Below are 1,066 nucleotides of genomic sequence, written 5' to 3' on the forward strand. Positions count from 1 at the left end.
AAACGAAAAGGGTGCGCCATAGACTTATGACACACCCTCTTGATTATTTAAATGATGTCAACCATTAGAATTTGGTAAGTTGTTCCACCTTGTCGAATTTGATGGTTGTTCCATCTATGATGACCTTTACTTTGTTTTCAGCCTTTGTTCCCATGTCGTAATATGAATATTTGTACCAGGAATTACCGAGAGGCTTAATGCTGATGATACCATGTCGCTCACTTGGACCATCTTGTAAACCGCTGCGGAACAGCCAACAAGCATAACCTCTATCGTCATAATCATATTCTGCAGCCAAGTGTTTAAGAAGAGACTTTGTACAATGTTTTTTCAGAAAGTCGTAGTCATTGTATAATTCCCCATTATACATTTCTTTGATGAAGCTAATGATTTCCTTCTCTGTTGGCTTTTTCTCCTTACCATCTATGAAGATTTTCTTGGTGATAGTTTTAAACTTAAAATCTGCCGCACAGTCTGCATCAGGATTTTTTAGTTCTTTCTTCTGATAAACTACTTGGTTGTCACTAAATTTAGCTCCACCGCAAGATACTACATCCTTGATTTTTTTCTTGTCTATATTAAAGCATACGACCCCTATGCCACTGGTTTCTGCTGCGTATATTCCTGCTACATTTTTATCGCCAATAATCCAGATGTTGTTTTTATACATTCTGCAATCCTTAATGGAGCCAAAGTCATAATCTTCAGATTCCAAAGGAAATTTCTTATTGTCAATCTTAACATAGTATTCATACTTGTTTTCATCGGCAATAACATTTACCTCCTTACCAGAATAGTTGAAAGTGAATTTTGTAACGTTCCCCTTCTTTGATTTCTCTGGACTAATCACAACATCGACAGGTTCTTCGTTGTCTGTAGCTGCTACACTATCGGAAGCGATGCTGTCGTTACCTTGTTTTGCACTCTTTGTCTTGTTTGTGCAACTGATGCCCCCTGCAAAGATCATTGCAATAAAAAGGGCACTGATGATGTTTTTGTAATTCATATCTTGATTTTTTTTGTACTCCTAATTTCCGCAACACTATAATTTAATATTTTTTATAAG

At 36.4% G+C, this 1,066-nt stretch carries 1 protein-coding gene; it reads right to left on the minus strand.

The annotated features are described in order from the left end of the window. Positions 1 to 64 precede the first annotated feature (64 nt). Entirely contained in the window at positions 65 to 1,006 is a 942-nt protein-coding gene (locus tag DWV53_RS15335) for a hypothetical protein (RefSeq protein WP_118155473.1), read from the minus strand. Positions 1,007 to 1,066 lie beyond the last annotated feature (60 nt).

It is taken from the genome of Segatella copri, assembly GCF_003465495.1.
Lineage (GTDB): Bacteria > Bacteroidota > Bacteroidia > Bacteroidales > Bacteroidaceae > Prevotella > Prevotella copri_G.